At 67.2% G+C, this 24,104-nt stretch carries 24 protein-coding genes; 10 read left to right on the top strand and 14 right to left on the bottom strand.

Annotation, left to right across the window (positions count from 1 at the left end; translation table 11 throughout):
- Positions 1-81: 81 nt before the first annotated feature.
- From AB0H54_RS20000 to AB0H54_RS19965, 8 genes are all read right to left on the bottom strand, one after another.
- Positions 82-945: an ABC transporter permease gene (locus AB0H54_RS20000; protein WP_357346810.1), complete on the bottom strand. Its 864-nt coding sequence runs from the start codon at positions 943-945 to the stop codon at positions 82-84.
- Positions 945-1,796, bottom strand: a complete 852-nt coding sequence (locus tag AB0H54_RS19995) for an ABC transporter permease (RefSeq protein WP_357346809.1) — start codon at positions 1,794-1,796, stop codon at positions 945-947. Before AB0H54_RS19995 ends, AB0H54_RS20000 begins: the two co-directional genes overlap by 1 nt.
- Before the next feature lie 341 nt (positions 1,797-2,137).
- On the bottom strand, positions 2,138-2,992 hold the full coding sequence (locus AB0H54_RS19990) for an LLM class F420-dependent oxidoreductase (RefSeq protein ID WP_357346808.1): 855 nt from the start codon (positions 2,990-2,992) through the stop codon (positions 2,138-2,140).
- Positions 2,977-4,476 carry an FAD-dependent oxidoreductase gene (locus tag AB0H54_RS19985; protein WP_357346807.1) on the bottom strand — a complete coding sequence of 500 codons (1,500 nt, stop codon included), beginning with the start codon at positions 4,474-4,476 and terminating at the stop codon, positions 2,977-2,979. Before AB0H54_RS19985 ends, AB0H54_RS19990 begins: the two co-directional genes overlap by 16 nt.
- A complete protein-coding gene (locus AB0H54_RS19980) occupies positions 4,473-4,859 on the bottom strand; it encodes a carboxymuconolactone decarboxylase family protein (RefSeq protein ID WP_357346806.1) in 387 nt (128 codons plus the stop codon). The genes AB0H54_RS19985 and AB0H54_RS19980 overlap by 4 nt, the downstream gene beginning before the upstream one ends.
- Positions 4,856-5,743 (bottom strand): NAD(P)-dependent oxidoreductase, encoded by an 888-nt coding sequence (locus AB0H54_RS19975; RefSeq protein WP_357346805.1) that lies wholly within the window; start codon positions 5,741-5,743, stop codon positions 4,856-4,858. The genes AB0H54_RS19980 and AB0H54_RS19975 overlap by 4 nt, the downstream gene beginning before the upstream one ends.
- Positions 5,740-6,489, bottom strand: coding sequence for an SDR family oxidoreductase (locus AB0H54_RS19970; RefSeq protein ID WP_357346804.1), 750 nt, complete (start codon positions 6,487-6,489; stop codon positions 5,740-5,742). Before AB0H54_RS19970 ends, AB0H54_RS19975 begins: the two co-directional genes overlap by 4 nt.
- Positions 6,490-6,541: 52 nt before the next feature.
- Positions 6,542-8,011, bottom strand: a complete 1,470-nt coding sequence (locus AB0H54_RS19965; protein ID WP_357346803.1) for an aldehyde dehydrogenase — start codon at positions 8,009-8,011, stop codon at positions 6,542-6,544.
- Between the two features lie 134 nt (positions 8,012-8,145).
- Here AB0H54_RS19965 and AB0H54_RS19960 point away from each other — a divergent pair, with 134 nt between their 5' ends.
- The 6 genes from AB0H54_RS19960 to AB0H54_RS19935 all read left to right on the top strand — a co-directional run bounded on the left by AB0H54_RS19960 (position 8,146) and on the right by AB0H54_RS19935 (position 14,533).
- Entirely contained in the window at positions 8,146-8,745 is a 600-nt protein-coding gene (locus AB0H54_RS19960; RefSeq protein ID WP_357346802.1) for a TetR/AcrR family transcriptional regulator, read from the top strand.
- Between the two features lie 106 nt (positions 8,746-8,851).
- Positions 8,852-10,204, top strand: coding sequence for a cytochrome P450 (locus AB0H54_RS19955; RefSeq protein ID WP_357346801.1), 1,353 nt, complete (start codon positions 8,852-8,854; stop codon positions 10,202-10,204).
- 47 nt (positions 10,205-10,251) lie between these two features.
- Positions 10,252-11,496: a cytochrome P450 gene (locus AB0H54_RS19950; RefSeq protein WP_357346800.1), complete on the top strand. Its 1,245-nt coding sequence runs from the start codon at positions 10,252-10,254 to the stop codon at positions 11,494-11,496.
- Positions 11,497-11,518: 22 nt separating this feature from the next.
- On the top strand, positions 11,519-12,796 hold the full coding sequence (locus AB0H54_RS19945; RefSeq protein WP_357346799.1) for a glycosyltransferase family 4 protein: 1,278 nt from the start codon (positions 11,519-11,521) through the stop codon (positions 12,794-12,796).
- Complete coding sequence (locus tag AB0H54_RS19940) at positions 12,790-13,521, top strand: methyltransferase domain-containing protein (protein ID WP_357346798.1); 732 nt, start codon at positions 12,790-12,792, stop codon at positions 13,519-13,521. The genes AB0H54_RS19945 and AB0H54_RS19940 overlap by 7 nt, the downstream gene beginning before the upstream one ends.
- On the top strand, positions 13,508-14,533 hold the full coding sequence (locus AB0H54_RS19935; protein WP_357346797.1) for a prenyltransferase: 1,026 nt from the start codon (positions 13,508-13,510) through the stop codon (positions 14,531-14,533). The genes AB0H54_RS19940 and AB0H54_RS19935 overlap by 14 nt, the downstream gene beginning before the upstream one ends.
- A gap of 69 nt (positions 14,534-14,602) precedes the next feature.
- Here AB0H54_RS19935 and AB0H54_RS19930 read toward each other — a convergent pair whose 3' ends face one another.
- Positions 14,603-15,691: a diacylglycerol kinase gene (locus AB0H54_RS19930; RefSeq protein ID WP_357346796.1), complete on the bottom strand. Its 1,089-nt coding sequence runs from the start codon at positions 15,689-15,691 to the stop codon at positions 14,603-14,605.
- Positions 15,692-15,774: 83 nt separating this feature from the next.
- Between AB0H54_RS19930 and AB0H54_RS19925 the strand changes: the two genes are divergently transcribed.
- The 3 genes from AB0H54_RS19925 to AB0H54_RS19915 are packed head-to-tail and all read left to right on the top strand — an operon-like array spanning position 15,775 to position 18,273.
- Complete coding sequence (locus AB0H54_RS19925) at positions 15,775-16,515, top strand: glucose 1-dehydrogenase (protein WP_357346795.1); 741 nt, start codon at positions 15,775-15,777, stop codon at positions 16,513-16,515.
- A 22-nt stretch (positions 16,516-16,537) separates the two neighbouring features.
- Positions 16,538-17,623, top strand: a complete 1,086-nt coding sequence (locus tag AB0H54_RS19920; protein WP_357346794.1) for an S-(hydroxymethyl)mycothiol dehydrogenase — start codon at positions 16,538-16,540, stop codon at positions 17,621-17,623.
- Entirely contained in the window at positions 17,620-18,273 is a 654-nt protein-coding gene (locus AB0H54_RS19915) for an MBL fold metallo-hydrolase (protein ID WP_357346793.1), read from the top strand. Before AB0H54_RS19920 ends, AB0H54_RS19915 begins: the two co-directional genes overlap by 4 nt.
- 42 nt (positions 18,274-18,315) lie before the next feature.
- Here AB0H54_RS19915 and AB0H54_RS19910 read toward each other — a convergent pair whose 3' ends face one another.
- Both AB0H54_RS19910 and AB0H54_RS19905 read right to left on the bottom strand, forming a co-directional pair.
- Positions 18,316-18,900 carry a TetR family transcriptional regulator gene (locus AB0H54_RS19910; protein WP_357346792.1) on the bottom strand — a complete coding sequence of 195 codons (585 nt, stop codon included), beginning with the start codon at positions 18,898-18,900 and terminating at the stop codon, positions 18,316-18,318.
- Positions 18,901-18,976: 76 nt separating this feature from the next.
- Positions 18,977-19,807 carry an SDR family oxidoreductase gene (locus AB0H54_RS19905; protein ID WP_357346791.1) on the bottom strand — a complete coding sequence of 277 codons (831 nt, stop codon included), beginning with the start codon at positions 19,805-19,807 and terminating at the stop codon, positions 18,977-18,979.
- A 96-nt stretch (positions 19,808-19,903) separates the two neighbouring features.
- Here AB0H54_RS19905 and AB0H54_RS19900 point away from each other — a divergent pair, with 96 nt between their 5' ends.
- Positions 19,904-20,494, top strand: a complete 591-nt coding sequence (locus AB0H54_RS19900) for a helix-turn-helix domain-containing protein (RefSeq protein WP_357346790.1) — start codon at positions 19,904-19,906, stop codon at positions 20,492-20,494.
- Positions 20,495-20,625: 131 nt separating this feature from the next.
- On the opposite strand, the gene AB0H54_RS19895 is transcribed toward AB0H54_RS19900, so the two are convergent.
- From AB0H54_RS19895 to AB0H54_RS19885, 3 genes are read right to left on the bottom strand one after another with little or no spacing between them, the layout of a single operon-like run.
- Positions 20,626-22,248: an acyl-CoA synthetase gene (locus AB0H54_RS19895; RefSeq protein ID WP_357346789.1), complete on the bottom strand. Its 1,623-nt coding sequence runs from the start codon at positions 22,246-22,248 to the stop codon at positions 20,626-20,628.
- A gap of 26 nt (positions 22,249-22,274) precedes the next feature.
- On the bottom strand, positions 22,275-23,534 hold the full coding sequence (locus AB0H54_RS19890) for a hypothetical protein (RefSeq protein WP_357346788.1): 1,260 nt from the start codon (positions 23,532-23,534) through the stop codon (positions 22,275-22,277).
- Positions 23,531-24,082, bottom strand: a complete 552-nt coding sequence (locus AB0H54_RS19885; protein WP_357346787.1) for a nuclear transport factor 2 family protein — start codon at positions 24,080-24,082, stop codon at positions 23,531-23,533. The genes AB0H54_RS19890 and AB0H54_RS19885 overlap by 4 nt, the downstream gene beginning before the upstream one ends.
- Between the last annotated feature and the right edge of the window lie 22 nt (positions 24,083-24,104).

Raw genomic sequence — 24,104 nt, 5'->3', positions numbered from 1 at the left:
AGCGCGACCGCGCACACACCCAACAACCGAGCTTTGAGTGGCCCGACTTCCGATCCAGGCAATCCATAGACAGGCATGCCGTCACCCCGTAAACGTAATGGGAGATCGGAATCCCCACAGCAGAATTGTCGCGAGCATGTCCAGGGCGATGATCGACACCAGGCTCGCGCGAATGGCCCGGCCCGATCCGATGCCGACACCTTCGGGACCGCCCGTCGCGAAATACCCCTGGTAACAGTGGATCAAGACCACCGTGATCGCGAAGATCATCACCTTGATCGTCGCGGCAACGACATCCCAGGTGAGAATGAACTGATCGAAATAGTGGTCATACGTTCCCGAGGGTGTGCCATGCACAACCGTCACGATGAACGCGCAGGAAGAATAGCTCAGGATCAAGGCGACGACGAACGCCGGCGCGACCGCGATGATGCCGGCGATCACACGGGTAGTCACCACGAAAGGCACGGAACGAATTCCCAGCGATTCCAGGGCATCGATTTCCTCCGAGATTCGCATCGAACCGATTTCGGCGGTCATACGGCACCCGGCCTGCGCGGCGAACCCGACCCCCGCCGCGATCGGCGCCAATTCGCGGGTCACGCCGAACGCCGAGATGAGTCCGCTGAGTTGCCCGAGCGACAACAGGTTCAGCGCGCTGAACGCCTCGATACCGATCGAGGCACCCATCGCCGCACCCATCAGCAACATCAACGGCACGACCCCGCCGCCGACGATGATCGAGCCACGGCCCCAGGTCATATCGGTGATGACGGCGACCGTCTGGCGCCGGTAGCGCATCAGCGTGTAGGGCACCGTCGAGATCACCTGCCAGCAGAACCCGAGCACGAATCCGAGCGAATCGACCGGCCGCAGTGGCGGGAACCGGCGCTGCAGCCATCCCGTCCAGCGAAGCACCGGCGGCCGGTAGGGCGCGGCCGCCATCACGCCATCCTGACCGGCAGGAACATCGTTACCACCTGGGTGATCGCGGTATTGAGGACGACGACGGCCGCAATGGACATCACCACGGCGGCATTGACCCCGTCCGCGACGCCACGCGGTCCCCCGTTGGCCTCCAGCCCCCGCTGGCAGGCGATGACGACCACCAGGAAACCGAACAGAGTCGCCTTGATCAGCGAGACCCAGACATCGGCCGGCGTGGTGAAAGAACCGAAGGACTGCCAGTAGCTACCCGGTGTCACATCCATCGCGGTCACCGCGGCCACGAAGCCCGAGGCGATGCCGACGAAGATGATCAGGATGTTGAGCAGCGGAGCGACGAGCATCATCGCCGCGATCCGCGGAACAACGAGGCGCTGCACCGGATCGACACCCATCACACGCAGCGCGTCGACCTCTTCGCGGACAGTACGGGCACCCAGATCGGCCGCGATAGCAGCGGCACCGGCGCCGCCGAGCAGCATCGCCGTGGCCATCGGAGCCCCCTGCTTGATGACGCCGAGCCCACCGGCCGCACCGATCATCGAATCAGCGCCGAGCTGGGAAACGATATTGCCGACCTGCGCGGAGACGATGACGCCGAACGGAATCGCCATCAAAATACTGGGCACCGCGGTGACTTTGATGAGAAACCACGCTTGCCGCAGGGTTTCGTCGACCTGCACGCGCAATCGAAAGATATCGGAGACCCCGACGGCGACAGCCTGCGCACCCATTCGCAGCGCCCGCCCCAGTGTGGCCACACTCGATAAAACGGTGTCGGCGAAATTCTTGCGAATCACAGCCGCCGGCGTCGGAATCGACACCTCATCGATTTCGGTGTTCATCGTCATCGCGCGACACGCATTCTGAAGTCGAATGATTCGGTGACCGCGCGAGCGCGCGAAAAAGCAGCATTGCGCTTTGTCATAGGATTATGTCGTAACTGTTCTACTGCGAGATTGCGGCTGCCGGCAGTGCCCCACGCCAGCCCATCCTGCCGCTCCTGTGTGCCATGCCGCGACACTACCATATGATGTGGACCACATTCCAGACACAAATCCAGATTGGTGAGCAGATTACTGTCAGCTCGTCGGAACCCGCTGATCGACTGCGTCGACCAGTGCGAATGCCGAGCAGCTCCCGACCACGACGAGAGGGCGCGAGACTCGTCTCGCGCCCTCTCGTCGTGGGGCTAGGGAAGCTCCACCGCGGCCAATCTGGCGCTGAGCCGGTCCAGGTAGGCCAGCACCTCGTCGGCGGACCGGTCCGGCACGCCGTAGAGGACATCGGTGACGCCCTCGGCGGCCCACCGCGCGAGCTTGTCGGGATCCGGCTTGAAATCCAGCGCGACCACGCGGGGACGATCGACCCGACCGGCTTCGGCCCAGATCTTGTGCAGCATCGCGAGCCTGACCGAGATGTCGGTTTCGGTCGGCGTGGTGATCCAGCCGTCGCCGGTGCGCGCGATCCACCGGAAGGTCTTCTCGGTGCCCGCCGCGCCGATCAGCACCGGAATGTGCGGCTGCACCGGCTTGGGCCAGGCCCAGCTGGGACCGAAGCTCACATACTCGCCCTGGTAGCTCGCTTCCTCGTGAGTCCACAGTTCCCGCATGGCCTCGACGTACTCGCGCAGCACGGTGCGGCGCTTGTTCGGCGGCACCCCGTGATCGGTGAGTTCGTCGGTGTTCCAACCGAATCCGGCACCGAGGGTGACGCGCCCACCGGAGAGATGGTCGAGCGTGGCCAGCGTCTTGGCCAGGGTGATCGGGTCGTGCTCGACCGGCAGGGCGACGGCGGTGGACAGTTCGATGTGCTCGGTCACCGCCGCCGCCATGGACAGTGATACCCACGGATCCAGGGTGCGGGTGTAGCGGTCGTCGGGCAGGGAGGCATCACCGGTCGAGGGATGCGCGGCTTCGCGTTTGACCGGTATGTGGGTGTGTTCCGGCACGAAGAACGACCGGAAGCCGCGTTCCTCGGCGGCCTTCGCGGCGGCCGCCGGCGTGATGCCACGATCGCTGGTGAACAGTACTAATCCGAATCGCATGGGCGCTCTGTCTCTTTCGTTGTCTGCTCGCGCGCGGCCGCGCGGCCGGCTCGACGCCCGTAGAAGCTGCCGTCACCCAGTGACGCGCCACTGGCATAGCCGCCGGTACAGATGCCCGCGGTGCACCGGCCCGCGGCGTAGAGGCCAGGGATCGGGACGCCCGCGGTGTCCAGCACCCGTGCGTCGAGGTCGGTCCGCAGTCCGCCGAGCGGGAAACCGGCGGTGAACCCGCGCATGTCGAAGGCGGCCACCGGGGAACCGATCGGCTCGAGCCATTCGGGCTTCTTGCCCAGCAACGGATCCGCCCCTCGTGCTGCATGCTCGTTGTAGGAGGACACCGACTCCTGCAGCGAGCCCGCGGGCAATCCGATCTCGCTTTCGAGTTCGGCGATGGACTCCGCGACCCAGGTGGGCTGCTGACGGAAGAACGGCGTGGCCGTCACGGTCGCCAGGGCCGCCTCGTGGGCTTGTTCGTCGATGATCAGGAAGGCCTGGTTGTCCTGCTCGATCAAGGTGGCCTGGCCGATGCGACCGGGGTAGGTGTCCTCGGCGATGTATCGCTGTCCCCGCCCGTTGACAACCACACCGCGAGCGAGCATCTGCGGATCACCGAAGAAGGCGACCTCGGTGGCGTCCATGGCTTCCACCTGCGCGCCGAGCTCCTGCGCGACCTGGATGCCGATGCCGTCGTGCTCTTCGATCGCGGCGGCCGGACGGCCGAGCAGGCGCGGGGCGTACTCGGCCACCATCTCCTGGTTGTAGGCGAAACTGCCGGTGGCCAGGACAACCCCGGTGCGCGCGGCGACGGCGAGGTCCTTGCCGTACCGGCGGGCGAGCACGCCGACCACCCGGCCGCCCTCGTCGACGATCAGCCGCTGGATCCGGGTGTCGAATTCCACTCGAACACCGAGCTTTTCGGCGGTCTCGACCAGCGGCTTCATCAGCATGTAGCCGCCGCCCTTCTCCCCCGTGCGCTTGTTCTGCATCTGCGGAACGTGACCACGCGGCGCGGGCGTCGCGATCGTGTTGAACGGTGCGGCGTTCTCGCCGCCGGAGTACATCAGGCCCTCGTCGTGCGGCGGTTCCCAGCCCGGCTCGCCCCAGAACTCCTCCTTGAACCGGACTCCGCAGTCGACGAGCCAGTGATAGTGATCGACGCTGCCCGCGCAGTAGTCGGCGATCTTGACCGGATCGGCACTCGGCCCGACGGCGGCCAGCAGGAATTTCTCCATGTTCGCCGCGTCGTCGTCGAAGCCGAGCGCCTGCTGCAACGGGGTGCCGCCACCGAGGTAGACGAAGCCGCCGGCCAAGGCCGCGGCCCCACCCCAGCCGCCGGTGCGTTCCAGGATCAGGACATCGGCGCCGGAGCGCGCCGCTTCGATCGCCGCGCAGACACCGGCGATCCCGTAGCCGGCGATGACGACGTCGGCCTGGGCGTCCCACTCGTCGATCTCGACTGCCCGGTGGGGCTGTACGCCGCTCATGACTGCTTGCGGCGATGCTGGGACACCACGGTGCCGACGGCGTTGTCGAGCTTCATGCCCGGCGCCCAGCCGATGTAATGGGTCAGGAACACCGCGATCTCGCGCAACTGCGCTTCGTCGAGTTCGTCGTTGCGCAGTGCCGCGCCCAGCTGGATCTCGGCGACATCGAAAAGCCCTTGGGCACTGAGCGCCCCGAGCAACAGCAGCCGCCGGTCACGGATCGTCAGTCCCGGCCGCGACCAGATCTCGGCGAACAGGTGGTCGGCGGTGATAGCGAAGAGGTCACCGGGGCCGTCGGCGAAATCCCAGCCGTACACCTCGCTCATTTTCGCCAGTCCCCGTTGCCGGCGGCTGTCGCTGTCCGGCTGTCCATTGGTGGTCATGCGGTCTCCTTGCCTAGCAGCTGTTTTCCGACACCGAGCCCGTCGGCCAACCGCGTCGCGGCCAGCTGGGCCAGCGGGAGCGGCACGTCGAGTCGCTCGCCCAGTTCCACCGCCAGCGCGAGATCCTTCTCGCCGAGGTCGCGGACGTGGCCGAGAATGGGGAACCAGAAGTCGTCGGGGTCGACCGCGCGGGTGGTCTCGCGCAGCATGATCGAGCCCGGCCCGCCGGTGATCGCGTCCGAATGACGCACCACCTTGCCCAGGTCGGCGATGTTCAATCCCGCACGCTCGGCCAGTCGCTGGGCCTCGGTGGCAGCGGTGAACGCGACGAAGTGCAGCAGGTTGCGGGCCAGTTTCATGCGCGTGCCCGCGCCGACCGGTCCGGCGTGAACGATCAGGTCCGAGAAGCAGCCGAACGGTGCCCGGATGCTGTCCACCGCGGCGTCGCTGCCCCCGACCATGACGGCCAGGCTGCCGCGCTTGGCCGCGCCCGCACCGCCGCTGACCGGCGCGTCGACGAATTCCACCCCGCGCTCGGCGCACACCGCGGCGAGCTGCTCCGCGGTCCGGTCGCTGATCGTCGAGTGCACGGCGATGACGGTGCCCGCCGCGGCGGTGCTCAGCAGGCCGGCCGGCCCGGTGACGACATCGATGACCTGCGCGTCGTCGAGGACGGTCACAGAGATCACCCGTGCCGCCGCCGCCAGCGCGGCCGGGTCGGCGGCCGAGGCCGCGCCCTGCTCGGTGAAGGGCAGCGTCGCCGCGGGACGCACATCGCAGACCGTGAGCCCGCCCGGCCAGGCCAGCAGCCGCTTCGCCATCGGGGCGCCCATATTGCCCAGCCCGATGAATCCCACCGGGAGATGGCCGGATTCGGTCGTCATCGGATGATCTGCCCGCCGTCGACATTGAGGATCTGGCCGGTGACCCAGCTCGCGTCGTCGGACAGCAGATACAGGCACGCGCCGACGAGATCCTGCGGGGTGCCCATCCGCTTGATCGGGATGCGCGAGACCATGTCCTTGACCATGTTTCCGGGCGTGACGGTCTGGGTGGCCTCGGTGTCGATCGGTCCGGGCGCGATGGCGTTCACCCGGATCTTCGAGCCGCCGAGCTCGGTCGCCAGCTGCTGGGTGAGACCGTTGATCCCGACCTTGGCCAGCCCGTAGAACCCGGAATACAGCCAGGCGGCCGTGGAGGATTGGTTGACGATGGACCCGCCACCGGCCGCGGTCATCGGCTGCCAGACCGCACGGGTCACATTGAGCGCGCCGTCGAGGTTCACGCCCATGAACTTCTTGTAGTAGTCCCACGGGACGGTGAGCAGCAGGTCCAGCTTCATCTCGCCGTAGATGGCGGCGTTGTTGACCAGGTGGTTGATGGCCCCGAACTCGGCGACGGTGAATTCCGCGAGCGCGGTGGCGGATTCGGGATCGGACACATCGACCCGGTGGAAGACCGCGGTGCCGCCGTCGGCGCTGATCTGCTTGGCGACCTCCTCGCCGCGCTCGACATTGAGATCGGCGACGACGACGTTGGCGCCCTCGGCGCCGAGCGCTGCGGCGTATTCCGCGCCGATGCCCTGGGCAGCGCCGGTGACGATCGCGGTCCGGCCAGTGAAACGTGCCATGGTGTTCAGCTCCTCATGCTGGGGTGACAGTGAATTCGGACGGGTGTGGATTTCAGGCGGGGGTGGCGACCACTTTGGTTTCGAGGTATTCCTCGAAACCCGCGACACCCATCTCCCGGCCGATGCCGGATTGCTTGTAGCCGCCGAAAGGCGCGTCGGGGTGGTACCAGAGCCCGCCGTTCACGCTCAGCGTCCCGGTGCGCACGCCCGCGACCACCCGCTCGACGCGGTCGGGATCGGTGCCCCACACCGCACCGGACAGGCCGAAGGGTGAATCGTTGGCCAGCCGGATCGCGTCGGCGTCACCGTCGTGCGCGATGACCACGAGCACCGGGCCGAAGATCTCCTCCCGGGCGACGGTGGCGGTGTTGTCGAGTCCGGCGATCAGCGTCGGCTCGATGAAGTAGCCGTGGTCTTTGTCCGCAGGCCTGCCGCCGCCCACCACGATGCGTCCCCCTTCGGCGCGCGCGATGTCGAGATAGTGCTCCACCCGGTCGCGCTGCCGAGCCGAGATCACCGGCCCGCACACGGTTCCCGGGCTCGTCGGATCGCCGGCCCGCAGGCCCGACAGCGCCTTGGCCGCGGCGTCAACGGCCGCGTCGTAGGCGGCGCGGGGCACCAGCAAGCGGGTGGTCAGCGCGCAGCCCTGGCCGGCGTGCACCGCGACCGAGAAGGCCGTGTAGCTCGCCGCCGTGGCGATATCCGCGTCGTCGAGCACGATGGCGGCCGATTTTCCACCCAGCTCGAGGAAGGTTCGCTTGAGGGTGGCCGACGCACTCGCCATCACCGAGCGGCCGGTCTGGGTCGATCCGGTGAAGGTGATCATGTCCACCCGCGGATCCTCGACCAGCCGGGCGCCCAGGGCGTGATCGTCGGAGGTGACGATATTGAGCACCCCGGCGGGGAAATCGGTGTGCTCGGCGATGAGCGGACCCAGGACCGCCGCGCACCACGGGGTGTCGGGAGCCGGCTTGAGCACCACCGTGTTTCCGGCGGCCAGCGCGGGCCCGATCTTCGCCAGGTTGATCTGGTGCGGGAAGTTCCACGGCGTGATGGCGCCGACGACGCCGACCGCTTCCCGCCGGATCACCCGCCTGCTCGAGATCCCCATCTGCTCCGCGACCCCGAGATCGGTCTGCCACACATAGTTTTCGGCGAGGTCGGCGGAGAACGACAGATCCGCGATGGGACCCTCCAGCTGCGGGCCGCTGGTGAGCATGACGGGCGCGCCCACCTCGGCGACGGTGATCGCGCGCAGTTCCTCGATGTTGTCGCGCAGGACATCGCGCAGCTGACGCAGGCAGTGCGCGCGCAGCGCGGGATCACGAGACCACTCGGTCTCGTCGAAGGCGGTGCGCGCGGCACCGATGGCGGCGTCCATGTCGTCGGCGGAGGCATTGGCGGCGTGCCCGAGGACCTCTTCGGTGGCGGGATTGATCGTCGCGAACACCCCCGCCCCGCCGGGGACGAGCTTTCCGCCGATCAGCAGCGGCGTGCCATCGGGAGGAACGAGGCCGTTCATAGAATCTCCGATACATGTCTGGACAGGTGTTCGGACCATAGTTCACATCGGCTGCTGGACGCAAGGCCGCGACGAGATGGCGACACTCGGCCGGTAATTGCACTGAACTATTATTGATGATACCGTCCAGACACATGTCCGAACTCGTATCTACCGGTATTGAAGCAACTCGGCGGCGGCTCACCGAAAAGCAGGCCGATACCGTCGACCGCCTGACCACCGCGACGGTCGAGGTCTTGGCACGCGAGGGCTATTCCGGGACGACGGTCCGGCTGATCGCCGCCGCCGCGGGTGTCGGCACCGCCACCGCCTATACCTACTTCTCCTCCAAGGAGCACCTCATCTCGGAGGTGTTCTGGCGACGACTGATCGCCAGCCCCGCCATGGAGTCGAGCGATCCGGATCCGACCACCCGCGTCGTCACCGTCCTTCGCCAGGTGTCGATGCTGGTCGCCGACGAGCCATCCCTGGCCAGCGCCGTCGGGAACGCCCTCCTCGGCGACGACCCCGACGTGGGACACCTGCGGGTTCGCATCGGCTGGGAGATCCGCGGCCGGCTCGCCGCCGCGATCGGCGTCGACCGCAAGGACACCGAGCGCGTCTCGATGCTCGAACTGCTCTACTCGGGCGCCCTGCTGCAAGCCGGCATGGGGCTGCTGTCCTACCCCGAGGTGGCCGAGCTGCTGGAGGCCTCGGCGCGGCGCCTGCTCGCCGAGCCGGAAACCACGGACTGAACGTCACCGGCGGGCCGTTGAGGCCTTGTCGAACCAGCGCAATCATAGTACCGTCCAGACACATGTCCACCACCTGTCTGGACATGTCTCCCGGGAAGGATTGTCAATGACGCTGATCAAGCCGCAGCGAGTGTCCGGAGGCGAGGACGAGCACGGGCACCTCGAGGAATTCCGCACCGATCCCATCGCGCTCATGCAGCGGGTGCGCGCCGAATGCGGCGACGTCGGAACATTCGAGCTCGCCGGACGTGACGTCATCCTCCTTTCCGGCGCCGAGGCCAACGAGTTCTTCTTCCGCGCCAGCGACGAAGACCTCGACCAGGGTGCGGCCTACCCGTTCATGAAGCCGATCTTCGGCGAAGGCGTCGTCTTCGACGCGCCGCCCGAGCGCCGCAAAGAGATGCTGCACAATCAGGCGCTGCGCGCGGATCACATGCGCGGACACGCCGTCACCATCGCCCGCGAGGTGGACGCCATGCTCGCCCAATGGGACGACGAGGGCGAGATCGACCTGCTCGAGTTCTTCGCCGAGCTGACCATCTACACCTCCTCGTCCTGCCTGATCGGGGTGAAGTTCCGCAACCAGCTCGATGGCCGCTTCGCGCACCTGTACCACGAACTGGAACAGGGCACCGACGCCCTGGCCTACGTCGATCCCTACGCGCCGATCGACAGCTTCCGCCGCCGCGACGAGGCCCGGGTCAAGCTCGTCGAGCTCGTGCAGGCGATCATGGACCAGCGCGAAGCGAACCCGCCCACCGGCAAGGACGACCGGGACATGCTCGACGTCCTCATCTCGGTGAAGGACGAGAACGGCATCGCGAGGTTCTCCGCCAGCGAGATCACCGGCATCTTCATCTCCATGATGTTCGCCGGCCATCACACCACCTCGGGCACCGCGGCCTGGACGATCATCGAGCTGCTGCGCAACCCGCAGACACTGGCGACCGTCGTCACCGAACTCGACGAGTTGTACGCCGATGGCTCGGAGGTGAGCCACAACGCGCTGCGCCAGATCCCGAACCTGGAATCGGCCCTCAAAGAGGCGCTGCGCCTGCATCCTCCGCTGATCGTGCTGATGCGCATCGCCCGCGACGAGTTCGAGGTGTGCGGCCAGCGGATCGCGCCGGGCGACATGGTGGCCGCCACGCCGGCGATCTCCAACCGGATTCCGGAGGACTTCCCGAACCCCGACACCTTCGATCCGGGCCGCTACCTCGATCCGCGGCAGGAGGACATCGTCAATCGCTGGACGTGGATCCCCTTCGGCGCGGGCCGTCATCGCTGTGTCGGCGCACCGTTCGCGCTCATGCAGCTCAAGGCCATCTTCTCGATCCTGCTGCGGGACTGGGAGTTCGAGCTGGCCCAGCCGTCGGACACCTACCGCAACGACCATTCCAAGATGGTGGTCCAGCTGCAACAGCCCTGCCGCGTCCGCTACCGCCGTCGGCAGCGGTGACCCGCGCACCCCGGTCCACCACGCCGTCGGCCTTTCAGGAGGAAGCTGTGCCAGCGCCGTCCATCCCCGCCGGATTCGACTTCACCGATCCGGCACTGTGGGAAACCCGAAACCCTGTCCAGGAATTCGCCGAGCTGCGCCGCAACGCTCCGGTGTGGTGGAACCACCAGCCCGACGACCAGTCCGGCGGCTTCAAAGACGGCGGCTACTGGGTGGTCTCCAAACACGAACACATCAAAGAGATCTCCCGGAAGCCGGAGCTGTTCTCCTCCCAGGCGAAGGGCTCGGTCATCCGGCTGCCCGGCCAGATCACGGTCGACCAGATCGAACTCACCAGCGCACTGCTGCTCAACATGGATCCGCCGAAGCACACGAAGATCCGCCGCATCATTTCCAAGGGCTTCAGTCCGCGCGCGGTGGAAGGATTGCGCGCCGCCCTCGCCGCGCGAGCGCAGGCCATCGTGGCCTCGGCCAAGGTGGCGGGCACCGGCGACTTCGTCGAACAAGTCGCGTGCGAGCTGCCACTGCAGGCCATCGCCGAATTGATCGGCGTCCCCCAGGAAGACCGCCGCAAGCTGTTCGACTGGTCCAACCAGATGCTCAACTACGACGATCCGGAATACGGCGACACCGCCACGACCACCGTCAGTGACAACGCCTCGGTCGAGCTGCTCGGCTACGCCTGGAACATGGCCGAGCAGCGTCGTGCCGATCCACTCGACGATATCGTCAGCCGACTCGTGCACGCCGACCTCGACGGCGAAGCCCTCGGCTCCGACGAGTTCGGCTTCTTCGTGATCCTGCTCGCCGTGGCCGGTAACGAAACCACCCGCAACGCCATCACGCACGGCATGAAGGCCTTCGTCGACAACCCCGACCAGTGGGAGTTGTTCAAGCGACAGCGCCCGCGCACCGCGGCCGACGAGATCATCCGGTGGGCGACCCCGGTGACCGTCTTCCAGCGCACCGCCACCGCCGACACCGAACTCGGCGGTCAGCTCATCCGCGAGGGTCAGCGCGTCGGTTTGTTCTACAGCTCGGCCAATTTCGACGAAGAGGCCTTCGAGGATCCGTTCCGATTCGACATCCTGCGCGATCCCAACCCTCATCTCGCCTTCGGCGGCACGGGCGCGCACTACTGTGTCGGTGCCAACCTGGCACGGCTGGAGATCGATCTGATGTTCAATGCCATCGCCGACGCGATGCCGAACCTGTCGCAGGTATCGGCACCGGAGCGGTTGCGCAACGGCTGGATCAACGGCATCAAGCATTGGCACGTGCGCTACGAGTAGCACCCGAACGACAGGCGAGAACATGCGCATAGCCCTGCTGTCCTACCGCAGCAAGACCCACTGCGGCGGCCAAGGGGTCTACGTCCGGTATCTGAGTCAGGGCCTGGCCGAGCTCGGCCATCAGGTCGAAGTCTTCTCCGGCCAGCCCTATCCGGAACACCTCGATCCGCGCGTGCGGCTGACCGAGGTACCCAGCCTGGATCTGTACCGTGACGACGATCCGTTCCGCACCCCGCACCCGAGCGAGATCCGCGACCGGATCGACCTGCTCGAACTCGCCACCATGTGGACTGCCGGGTTCCCCGAGCCGCGCACGTTCAGCAGGCGCGCCGCGCGGCTGCTGCGCTCGCGCGCCCACGAGTTCGACATCGTGCACGACAACCAATGCCTCGGTGACGGCCTGCTCGACATCGCCGAACTGGTGCCGCTGGTGGCGACGATCCACCATCCGATCACCCGGGACCGGGCGGTGGACCTGGCCGCGGCACCGTGGCGACGTAAACCGCTGGTGCGGCGCTGGTACGGATTCCTCGGGATGCAGCAACGGGTAGCCCGCGCGATTCCCGATCTGATCACGGTCTCCACGTCCTCGGCGGCCGACATCGCCGCGGACTTCGGGGTGTCGCCGCGGCAGCTGCACACGGTGCCTCTCGGTGTGGACACCGACCTGTTCCGGCCGCGCGACACCGGCCGGGTACCCGGGCGGATCGTCGCGGTAGCCAGCGCGGACAAGCCACTCAAAGGTATCGCGCACTTGTTGAAAGCTCTCGCGCGACTGCGTAATACGCAGGATGTCGAGCTGCGGCTGGTAGCGAAACTGGAGCCGAACGGGCCGACCGAGAAACTCATCGCCGAGCTCGGCCTCGCCGACGTGGTCACCACGGTGAGCGGACTGAGCGACGAGCAGTTGGCCGAGCTGCTCGCCTCGGCGCAGCTCGCCTGTATCCCTTCGCTGTACGAAGGGTTCTCGCTGCCCGCGGTCGAGGCCATGGCCAGTGGAACCCCGCTGGTCGCCAGCCGGGCCGGGGCGCTGCCCGAGGTGGTCGGCGACTGCGCCGAACTCGTCGAGCCCGGCGATGTCGACGCGCTGACCAGCCGGCTCGATGCGCTGCTGGGAGATCCGGGTCGGTTACGGCATCTGGAGCGCGCGGGCCGCCGGCGCGCCCTCGACGTCTACAGCTGGGCCGCGGTCGGCGCACAGACCGTCGCGGTCTACGAACAGGCGATCGAGCGACGTCACCGGGTCCAGGCCCGATCGATACATCCCTTCACTTCGAACAGCCAGGAGCGCACATGCTGACCGTCGACTTCGATCGGCTGGGCATCGGCCCGGGGAAACGCGTCATCGATGTCGGCTGCGGGGCAGGCCGGCATTCCTTCGAGGCCTACCGCCGCGGCGCGGATGTGGTGGCCTTCGACCAGAATTCCGAGGATCTGGCCGGCGTGGCACTGATGTTCGAGGCGATGGCCGATGCCTGCGAGGCGCCGGAGTACGCGAAGGCCGAGACGGTGCGCGGCGATGCCCTCGATCTGCCCTACGGCGACGGGGAATTCGATGTCGTCATCGCCTCGGAGATCCTCGAACACATCCCGCACGACAGTCAGGCCATCGCCGAGCTGGTCCGGGTGGTGAAGCCCGGCGGCACCCTGGCTGTGACGGTGCCACGCTGGTTGCCCGAACGGATCTGCTGGGCCCTGTCGGATGAGTACCACGCCAACGAGGGCGGCCATGTGCGCATCTACCAGGCCGACGAGTTGCGCGACAAGATCACCGCGCGCGGCGTGCGGTTCGTGCACCAGGACTTCGCCCATGCCCTGCACTCCCCTTTCTGGTGGCTCAAGTGCACGTTCGGGGTCGCCAACGACAAGCACCCGGTGGTGGCCGCCTATCACCGGTTCCTGGTGTGGGACATGATGTCCGCGCCCACGCTGACCCGGACCGCCGAAACCCTGCTCAATCCACTGATCGGCAAGAGCGTGGCACTCTACTTCACAAAACCGGTTGTGGCCCATGGTCTTTCCTGAGTTGCCGGCGGTTCCCGGGGTCCTGACCAGCCGGGATATCCGCCGAACCGGCGAATCCATCGCCGCCGCACAGGAACCCGACGGTGCGCTGCCGTGGTTCACCGGCGGCCACACCGACCCCTGGGACCACGTCGAATCCGCCATGGGCCTCACGGTCGCGGGCTTGTGGGACCAAGCGCGCGACGCCTACATCTGGTCGGCCAAGACCCAGCGCGACGATGGCTCCTGGCCCATGCAGATCCGCCAGGGCGTGATCGAGAACGCCGATGCCGACACGAACTTCTGCGCCTACCTGGCCACCGGGATGCTGCATTTCCTGACCGTCACCGGTGATCGCGGCTTCGTCGCCGACCTGTGGCCGACCGTGCGCGCCGGCATCGATTTCGTCCTCGACCTGCCCCGGGGTGCGCACGGCGAAATCCACTGGTCGGCCGGTGAATCCGGGAGCTCGGGCGAAGCCTTGCTCACCGGCTGCTCCAGCATCTACCACAGCCTCGGCTGTGCGCTCGAGCTCGCCGACCGGGTCGGCGATCCCCGGCCCGACTGGGCGAGCGCGCGCCGCAAGCTCGGCGGCGCGCTGCGCGATCACCCGGAAGCCTTCCTGGACAAGAGCAGATACTCCATGGACTGGTACTACCCGATCCTGGCGGGAGCGCTGCGCGGCCGGGCGGCACACGCACACCTCGAGCGGCACTGGGGTGAATTCGTCGTGCCCGATCTCGGCATCCGCTGCGTCTCCGACGCCCCGTGGGTCACCGGCGCCGAGACCTGCGAGCTGGTCCTGGCGCTGGACGCCAACGGCAACGACGCCGCGGCCAACGCCCTGTTCACCGCTATCCAGCACCTGCGGGAATCGGACGGATCCTATTGGACCGGCCTGGTCTTCACCGACGGGAAACGCTGGCCCGAAGAACGGACGACCTGGACCGCGGCGGCCGTCATCCTGGCCGCGGACGCCCTGTCGCGCACCACCCCGGGCAACGGCATCTTCCGCGACGCGCAGCCCTCCTGAACCCGCGTCGGCACACCACCGCCGGGCGGCGAGCGCGACCACGAGTGCGCTCTCCGCCCGGCGGTGCCATCAGACTCGTGCCGCGGCCTCGACGAACCGTCCGGGGCGGGTGACCAGCGGAAGATCCAGCATCGTCCGGATACCGGACGGCGCGGCCACGACGGTGGGGATCGCGTTCACGATGCGGCCCGCGGCGGCGACGATCGCGGCGTGGTTGTGGTCCCCGTTGCGGCTGGTCGGGCAGATGTCGACGTGATACGAGGGCTCACCGACGATCTCGACGCGATAGGAGCCCCCCTCCTGCGCGGGTCGCGGCCAGTCCGGGCACAGGTCCTCACGCAGCCTGGTGATGTGTTCGACGACGATCACCGGCCGGTCCGCGACCATGCCGCGGACCTGGAAACGCAACGCGGCCAAACCTCCTTCGGGAATGCGCCCGGCCGCGATATCGAAACCGGTCGGCGCCGCGACCCGCTCGTAGTCCTCGGTGATCGCGTCCAGTGTGAGACCGAGCCCCGAGGCGAGTTGCTGGATCGCGGGCCCCCAGGCGAGGCTGAGAATGCCCGGCTGCAACAACATCGGGACCTCGTCGAGCGGCTGCCCGAAGCCCATCACGTCGAACATCACGGTCGCGCCGTCGTAGGTGGCGTAGTCGGCGATCTCGAGGCAGCGCACCTGCTCGACGGTCTGGCACGTTCCGGTCAGCGCCAGCGGCAGCAGATCGTTGGCGAAACCCGGATCGACGCCGGTGATGAACAGGCTCGAATCACCTTGCTCAGCAGCATCTTCCACCCTCGCGATGTATTTCGGCGGGAGCGCGTTCCAGGGATACTGCAGCATTCCCGGCGCCGAACCCACGACATTCACACCGGCGGCGAGCAGGCGCCGGCAGTCCTCGATCGCTTCCTTCAAGCGTGTGTCACCCATGGCGCAGTAGACGACACATTCCGGATCGGTGGCCAGGAGGTCATCGAGGTCACCGACCGCGGCGATCCCGGTGGCGACCTCCAGGCCCGCGAGGTCCCCGGCATCCCGGCCGAGCTTCTCCGGAGCCGACACACAGACCCCGGTCACTGTGTAGTCAGGGCTCTCGATCAGACCGGCCAGCGCCAACCGGCCGACGTTTCCGGTGCCCACATGGGCGACACGGATAGGCATCCGTCCTCCTAAAACACTCGTCCACTCTTGATTCCAGACACTAGTCTGGATTTCATTCCAGCTTGCATGTTAGCCTCTCCCGCATGGGACGTGTAGACGGAAAAGTTGCCATCATCAGCGGCGGCGCACGCGGGATGGGCGCAGAACACGCGCGCGCACTGGTCGCCGAAGGCGCCGAGGTCGTCATCGGCGATGTACTCGACGACGAGGGCCGGGCGCTGGCCGAATCACTCGGTGACGCAGCGCTGTACACGCACCTCGACGTCGCCGATATCGAGCAGTGGGAGGCCGCGGTCACGCAGGCGGTGAACCGTTTCGGCACGCTGAATGTTCTGGTCAACAATGCGGGCATCGTCAACGGCGGGCCGATTCAGAAGTTCGATATGGCCAAGTGGCAGCGGATCATCGACGTCAACCTCACCGGGACCTTCCTCGGTATCCGCGCCTCGGTCGACGCGATGATCGCCGCGGGTGGCGGCTCGATCATCAACGTCTCCTCGATCGAGGGGCTGCGCGGCGCGCCCTGGGCACACGGATATGTGGCGTCCAAATGGGCGGTGCGGGGATTGTCGAAATCCGCCGCGCTGGAACTGGCCCCCCACAACATCCGGGTGAACTCACTGCACCCCGGCCTCATTCGCACTCCCATGACCGAGCGCATCCCGAACGACCTGCTCAATATCCCGCTCGGCAGGCCCGCCCAATCCAGCGAAGTGTCACCGTTCGTGGTGTTCCTGGCCAGTGACGAATCGTCCTACTCGACCGGGTCGGAATTCATCGTCGACGGCGGTCTGGTGACCGCGGTGGCCCACAACGGCTCGTAACCGCCCCGAAGGAGCAGCGACAATGACCGAAACGGTCCGGGGCATCATCGCCCGCCATCCCGGCGCCGCCGTGGAAATGGTCCAGATCAGCCTCCCCGATCCCGGCGCGCACGACGTCGTGGTCCGGGTGCTGGCCTGCGGCGTGTGCCATACCGACCTCACCTACCGCGAGGGCGGAATCAACGACGAGTTCCCGTTCCTGCTCGGCCATGAGGCCGCCGGCGTCGTCGACCGAGTCGGCGCCGACGTCACCCATGTCGCGGTCGGCGATTTCGTCGTCCTCAACTGGCGCGCGGTGTGCGGCGCCTGCCGCGCGTGCCGGCGCGGGCGGCCGTGGTACTGCTTCGACACTGCCAACGCCGAGCGTCGGATGACCCTCGAAGACGGCACGGAGCTCACGCCCGCGCTCGGCGTGGGGGCGTTCGCCGACAAGACTCTCGTCCACGAAAAGCAGTGCACCATAGTCGATTCCACTACCGACCCGGCGGTGGCCGGCCTGCTCGGGTGCGGTGTCATGGCCGGTCTCGGCGCGGCGCTCAACACCGGCGCGGTCGGCCGGGGCGACACCGTGGCAGTGATCGGATGCGGCGGCGTCGGCGCGGCGGCGGTGGCCGGGGCGAAACTCGCGGGTGCCACCACCATCATCGCGGTCGACCGTGACGCGGCGAAACTGTCCGCCGCCGCCGAACTCGGCGCCACGCACTTCGTCGACGCCACCGCGCACGATGCGGTCGAGCGAATCAAGGACTACACCAGCGGTTTCGGTGCCGATGTCGTGATCGATGCGGTGGGCCGACCCGAGACCTGGCGGCAGGCCTTCTACGCGCGGGACCTGGCGGGGACGGTCGTCCTGGTCGGGGTACCGACTCCGGACATGCGCCTGGACATGCCGCTGCTCGACCTGTTCTCCCATGGTGGCGCACTGAAATCGTCCTGGTACGGCGACTGCCTCCCCGAACGCGACTTCCCTGCCCTGATCGAACTGTATCGCCAGGGGCGTCTGCCGCTGGACCTGTTCGTCACCGAACGGATCGGGCTCGACGAGGTGGAGAAGGCCTTCGCCACGATGAAGTCCGGCCGGGTCCTGCGCTCGGTGGTCACCTGGTGACCACCGATTCCACCGCCGCGCAGTCCACCGAGCACATTAGGCAGGTGATCACCTCCGGAACCTTCGAACTCGACGGTGGCAGCTGGGCGGTCGACAACAATGTGTGGGTGGTCGGGGACGGCACCGAGGTTGTCGTCATCGACGCAGCCCATGATGCCGCGGCGATTCGCGAGGCGATCGCCGGGCGAGCGGTCCGCGCGATCGTCTGCACGCACGCGCACAATGATCACATCGGTGTCGCGCCTACGCTTGCCCGATCGGTCGACGCCCCGGTGCTGGTGCACCCCGGTGACGACATGCTCTGGCGCGCGGTTCACCCGACCGTGCGATACCAGCCGATCGAGGACGGCCTGCGAATCACCGTGGCCGGTACCGAATTACATATCATCCATACGCCAGGCCACTCCCCTGGGTCGATATGCGTGTGGGCGCCGGAACTCTCGGCCCTGTTCAGTGGCGATACACTCTTCGCGGGCGGCCCGGGCGCGACCGGGCGCTCCTTCTCGGATTTCCCCACCATCATCGGCTCGATTCGAGACCGCCTGTTCAGTCTGCCACCCGAAACGACCGTACTGACCGGTCATGGTTTGAGTACCCGGGTGGGCACTGCGGCGCCCTGTCTCGACGAGTGGATCGACCGAGGCTGGTAGCTCGGAGATAAGGCGGTGACTCGCGATCGACTCGATCGCGAGTCACCCCAACAGGCGACGAGCGCACCGCTCCAAGCGATCGGCCGCCGCGGCGTATGTCAGATGTCCCATTCCCGCCTGCAGCATCGCGCCGTAGTACACCAACTCGAGGTCTTCGAGGTCCTCGACGAGCTCGGGGTTGTCCGATCCCAGCGCCTCGACCAGGCGCTCGTGCAGGGCCGTGCCGATCCGGACCCGCAGATGCGCGACATCGGGGTCCTCGCCGAGCAGGGCTTGGCTCATCGCGGCCGCCAGGGCGGGCTCGTCGGCGACCAGCGTGGACACCTGCCGCAGCACCGCGATGGCGCGGGTCGCGGGATCGGCGTCGGGAAGGTCCTCGGGTTCTGTGGCGGTGAACCGCCGCCAGTACACCTCGGCGATGATGTGATCCTTGGAGGAGAAATAGGTGTAGGCGGTGGCCGTGCCGACACCGGCCTCGGCCGCGATCAATCGGATGGTGGTGGCCGCGTAGCCTTCCCGAGCCAACACGACGACCGCGGCACTGGTCAGCCGGGCAACCGTCTCGGCCTGTTTTCCGGTCAGACGGCGCCGGGTGGCTTCCATGGGGTTCGACGCAGGAGCAGACATATGTCCGAATACTACACCGACATCTGTCCAGAACGACAATTGTGCCACGCCTGTCGCCGGACCGGCGGTGAAATGGTCAGCGAATGAGGCGCTCGTTGTAGCCGCGGCGGGCGGACTGGTCCACCCCGTCGAGGAAGGTGTGGTCGATGCCGAGCCGCCGGACCATGAATTCACTGATCAACCGTGGCGTCACCTTGTCCATCGCGGCCAGCCAGCCGGCTCGGCGCGTTACCGTGACCCGCCGACGCGGTCGCGCAACCAGGCCCGCGACAGCCCGGGCGACGTCCTCGGGTTCGGCCAGCAGCCCGAAGGGCGCGCGCGTCCCGGCGATCATCTCGGTGCGGGTGAACGTCGGCAGGACCGCCGAGAAGTGCACACCACGACCACGGTGTTCCCGGCGCATCGCTTCGGTGAAACTCAGCACCGCCTGCTTGCTGGCGCAGTAGGTAGCCATCCCCGGGGTCGGGTTCTCGCCGGCGAGTGAGGAGATGTTCACGATGTGCCCGCGCCGGCGCGAGAGCATCTGCGGCAGTGCCAGTTTCGTCCCGGCGATGACGCCGTAGACATTGATGTCGAGTATCCGGCGGGTGATGTTGTCGGATTCTTCGACAAAGGGCCCGACGGGCATGACCCCGGCATTGTTGATCAGGACATCAAGGGGCCCGACCGCGTTCTCCGCGTTTCCGAGAAAGCGCTCGAACGAAGCCGGGTCGGTGACATCGAGTGCGAAGGCGCCCGCGAGCCCGAGGGCTGCCGCAGTGTCGGCCGCCGTGTCGAGATCGATGTCGCCGATGACGACCGAGCACCCGCGCGTCGCCAGCTCGGCGGCGATGGCCCGCCCGATTCCGCGCGCGCCTCCCGTGATGGCGATCGTGCGCGACGCGGTCGAGGTTGGACTCACACCCATGACCGCCGCCAGATACTCAGTTGCCTACTCATCAAGTTTCCGCACCTCCTGGGCGATATGACTGTCGTCTCAGCCACTATCCATTGCCTTGCAGTGGTGTCCAGAATAGCATCTAGACTTGTGTCCGAAACAGTGTCTTCCACCGCTGAAATTGACCGACGGATTCCCGACGACGAGGCCGAGACCCGCGCGCGAATCCTGGATGCCACGATTCGTGTCCTGTCCCGCAACGGCTTCGACGGTCTCAGCCTCCACGCTGTCGCCGACGACGCCGGAATCACGACAGCCACCGTGCGGGCCTACTTCGGCTCGCGCGAACGACTCGCGGCCGAGACGATATGGCGCAGCCTGTCATCGGCCGCGCACAGCCCTCCACCGGCCACGCTCACGGTCGCGGCCGGTCCCGACCCCGACGACACCTCCATGCCGCTCACGATCTCTCGGATGGCCGATGAGGCCTCCGATCTCGGTGACAACCCCGGGATCACCGCGCTACGGGATCGGCTGAGCGCTCGTGTTCGCCGACGTGCCCTGGCCGCCCTCGGACCCGATGCCGATGCCGAATCCGTCGACCTGCTCGAACGGGTATGCACCGATGCGCTCATCGATGCGGCCACGGGATACAGCTCGCGGATACTCGAGTTGCCTGCTACGCAAGCTCCGGAACAGCCGGTCACCGGCCAGTGAGCCGAGCTACCGGTTCGCGCCGACATGGCCGGTCGCGAACCGGGAACAGCAGGCCCACAACGGGTGGTGCACGCCCGGACGACAGAGCGCCGTACGAGCGTGCACCACCGTGCACCGGGTTCAGTGCCGATTCACGAGCGAGCCGACGGCGCGGCCCGGTAGTCGGGATCGCGGGCGGTGGCGTAGTTCTCGGCCCAGCGATAGTCAGGTTTGCCACTGGGCGAACGAGTGACCGACTGCGCGATCCACAGTGTCCGCGGCACCTTGTAGCCGGCGAGATGGGTGCGCACGTGGGCGATGATCGATGCGAAGTCGGGTTCTGTCGAGGCCGACAGTGACATCACCGCCGCGACTTGCTGTCCCCATCTTTCGTGCGTGATGCCGACAACCACCGCGTCGAACACCGCGGGGTGCGCTTTCAGCACGCTCTCGACCTCTTCCACGAAGACTTTCTCGCCGCCGGTGTTGATCACCATATTGCCGCGCCCGATGAGCGTGATGGAGCCGTCGTCTTCCACCCGGGCACGATCGTCGGTGATCACCATCCGGGCGCCGTCGACGGTCTTGAACAGCTTCCGGGACTTCTCGTCGTCCTTGTAATAGCCCAGCGGCACCGCGCCCGTCTTCGCCAGCCAGCCCTGTTCCCCCACGGCGACCGGGCGGCCGTCCTCGTCGACGACCACGGCACCGCGGCCGGTCTGCACCCGCGGACCTCGCCCCGGATCATCGTGCTTGGTCGCGAAGCCGATGCCACCGAATCCGGTCTCCGACGATCCGATGGAATCGGTGACCACGGCGCACGGGAACTGTTCGAGCAGTTCGTTCTTCACCGGCTGGGACAGCAAGGCCGCACCCGAGGCGACGGCGACGAGGGAGCTCGCGTCCGGCAGCGCGATCCGGTACGCATCCAGCAGCGGCCGGGCCATCGCGTCACCGGTGACGACCATGATCGCGGGCCGTTCCCGCTGCACAGTCCGCCAGATGGCGGCAGGCTCGAATCTCGATTCGTAGACGATGGTGTTGCCGCTCCACAGCGCGGCGAAGGTGGGCATCATCCCCGCCGCGTGAATCAGCGGCGGCAGGATCAGCCACCGGGTGGGATCGGCTTGCGCGCCGGCGCGCGACTGCGCGAACTCGTCCGCCACCGGTTCCCCGGTATAGAAGTCGATACCGCCGCCGAGCACCCGCCACATGTCCTCCTGGCGCCACATGACGCCTTTGGGCAGGCCGGTCGTGCCGCCGGTGTACATCACGAACAGGTCGTCGGCGTGACGGGGCACCTGAGGCCGCGCCGTCGATGCGGCGAGCACGGACTCGTAGGGCACCGCTCCGGTGTCGAGGTGATCGCTGCCCAGATCATCGTCGACGACTATCGCGTGGCGAACCCGCGGCGCCTGCCGCAGCGCCTGCTCGACCGCCTCGGCATAGCTGCGGTGGAAGACCAGGGTATGGATATCGGCGTTGTCGTAGAGGTAGTGCAATTCTTCGGCGCGGTAGCGATAGTTGATGTTGATCGGCACCGCCCGCACTTTGAAGCAGGCGATGATCGTTTCCATGGTCTCGATGCTGTTGTGCATCTGGAATCCGACATGGACTCCGGGGCCGATGCCGATCGAGATCAAGTGGTGGGCCAGGCGATTGGCCCGGGCGTCGAGTTCATCGAAGGTGATGCGCCGATCGCCGTGGATCAGCGCGGTGCGCCCGGGCATCGCGTCTACCGCGTGCTCGAACAGGTCAGCGAAGGTGCACGCCATAGGAATTCAATCTCTCGGTGGTGCTGTCAGATCACGGTCAGCGGAAGTGGAATGCCACGGTCGGCGAATTGGAAGTTCGCACCGGTGCTGAACCGGGTGATGGCGACTTCGCCCGACTCGGCGAACGGCTTCTCCGCCAAGAGGAATCCGACCGCGAGTTCATCGTCGGTGTCGTCGATGACGTGGACCGTGAAGCGCGGATTCACCCCGCGCGCCATCGCATCCAAGGGCGCCAGATGCGTGGCGTCGATCAGCGCGGGCCAGACCTTGTCGGTCATAGCCCCGCTGCGCTTCGGGATGCGCACGCGCACCCCGATCTCGGCGTGATCGACACGGACGCCGGTGTAGCACAGTGGGTTCCAGGCCGGATGTCGCCGCAGCACCTGGGCCAGGGCGGCATCGTCGTCACCGAGACCCAGTGCCAGGCGCAGCCGCTCGGCGGTCAGGCCCGCGATGCCGGCGAACTGCCTGCGCCCGATGTCGGCGGCCGCTGCGTCCTCGGCCCTGGCACCGACCGCGATGAGGAATCCGAGGGTCAGCAGGTGGTGCTGGAGGCACACCTCGTCAGCCATTCGGATCAGCGCCGAGCGCGAGAAGTCGCCGAACCGCAGATCGCTGAGCAGCGGGCCCGCGTAGTCACCGAGTCCGGGGTCGAGTGGATCGATCGGATCCAGCACCACCTGGGCGGCTTGCGATCGCGCGACGGTCTCGAAGTTGGCCGGAACCGGTGGCGGGACATGCGAGTCGTCGATGACCACCGTCCACGCGCAGACCGGATGACGGTCGGCGGGCACCCGTGGCGGCCGATGGATCGGCCGCACCTGGGCGTGCGGGTTGGTGGCCAGGGCGGTGGCGTCGAAGGTGGGGTCCTCGATATCGTGGCACATCGACCGTACGTAGGACTCCCCCATGGGTTCCACGTCCGCGAGCGCGCCGCAGTGATCGAGCCAGAACTCGCCGTGCCGGTGGTCGTGCACGCGGTAGCGGAAGTCCATGAACTGCGGTGGCGCCCCGATATCGAGTTGCAGCCCTTTGAAGATCGTCTCCACTCCGTCGCCGGTGAAGCCGAGCGCGCGCTGCATCCGCCGGGTGTAGACGGGACTGGCCACCTGCCATTCTTCGATGGCCACCTCGGCCATGCCCTCGCGGCCGAAAGCCGCGATGCTGTGCGCCATCCCGGAGCGGTCGATCAGGTGCCCGCTCAGCAATAGTTCGGGCACCAGGATCGCCAGTTCGCTCCGGCTCAGGTCCGCGAAACCGCTGGGCGCGCGGTCCGGTTCGCTCACCACAGCGGCACCGGGGCTTCGCCGATCTTGTACCAGCCCGGCAGTGGGTCACCGGAGACGGCCCGGGTGATGCGCTTGTTCATGCCCGGCGACAGCGCGTCGGCCGACATCATCTCCAGGAACAGCGAGCTCACATTGCCGAAGTCGAAGAAGTCCCGCTGCCAGGACCACTGGAAATTGCCCCCGTAGCGGAACCAGCTGCCGCCGATACCCGCCGGGGAGTAGTGGCTACCGTCGGGACGCGTGGTGTCGGCGACCTGCTTCCAGAAGCCGATCACCGTGCCGCTGCGGTCGTCGACGACCATCTCCTGATACGGGTAGGTCCAGCCCTCGAGGCCGTCCATTTCCACACCGATGGCGATGTCGCGGATCTCGTCACGGCCGACCGCCATGAATTCCTGTGTCGGACCGTAGTTCCAGCCGTAGGTGGCGTCCTCGGTGTAGTACTGCGCCAGCGGGCGCCAGTCGCCCTCGGCCTCGCAGTCCTTGTTGGCCTGCAGCCAGCGGGTCACCATCTCGTCGAGCTCGGCGCGATCGAAAGCAGCCATGTTCTCAGTCCTTTCGGGGTTA

The sequence above is a fragment of the Nocardia sp. NPDC050718 genome (assembly GCF_040654235.1).
In the GTDB taxonomy this organism is placed as follows: Bacteria; Actinomycetota; Actinomycetes; order Mycobacteriales; family Mycobacteriaceae; genus Nocardia.
Note: the sequence above shows the minus strand (reverse complement) of the source record. Positions and strands in the feature narration are given on the sequence as shown.